Genomic DNA, 799 nt, shown 5'->3' with positions numbered 1-799 from the left:
AAAAACAGTTAAAAAATGATAAATTATCTCAAAAGAAAAGGAATGCTTTAAAAAGTAAGCTCGATAAAAGAAAAAGAAAACTAGTCTATTTTCAAAAACATATTGATAATAAGACTATTCCACCTATTACATTTGGTACTAAAAAAATGTTCATCAAAAGATGTAAAGGATTAATTAGTAATGAAGAATGGAAAAATTATAGAAATAATAGGCTCTATTCTAGGGGTGATAAAACTAAAAAAGGTAATCCTAATTTAAGAGTAGTTATTAACAGTGGTATGAGTTTTCTAGAAATATCTACATTAGAGAAAACTAAGAATAATAGAGCAGTTAAAATACAAGTTCCTATATATTTACCACATAAATTATCCAAGAAAACAGGTAAAGTTAATGGTATTGATTACAGAAAACTATTTTTAAATTATTTGGAAACTGGAGAAGCATATCAAGTTGAATTGATAAAAAGAAATGGTAAGTATTATGTTCATATTACTTTTGATGTTCCTAAAACGGAAATTCTTTATACAGGACATAATGGAATAATAGGTATAGATACCAATCCAGATGGTTTTGCTTTAACCATGATTGATAATAAGGGTAACTATAAATGGCATACTTATTTGAAACAAAGCGAGTTACTATATGCTAGAAGTAATAGACGTGAAAATTTATGTGGTGAACTTGCAAAACAAATTGTATTAATAGCTAAAACTTATGGTTGTGGTATTGCTATAGAAGATCTAAAATTAAAAAATGACAAAGACGTAGGAAGTAAATTTGCAAGAATTAAACATGGATT

The 799-nt window shown here is 26.3% G+C and carries 1 pseudogene; it reads left to right on the top strand.

Going from position 1 to position 799, the window contains the following annotated elements:
- Positions 1 to 799: pseudogene (locus tag CLTEP_RS14085) on the top strand (IS200/IS605 family accessory protein TnpB-related protein); the annotation flags it as partial.

It is taken from the genome of Clostridium tepidiprofundi DSM 19306 (genome assembly GCF_001594005.1).
Lineage (GTDB): Bacteria > Bacillota > Clostridia > Clostridiales > Clostridiaceae > Clostridium_AC > Clostridium_AC tepidiprofundi.
The sequence above is the reverse complement of the archived record's forward strand: the minus strand, read 5'-3'. Positions and strand labels throughout refer to the sequence as shown.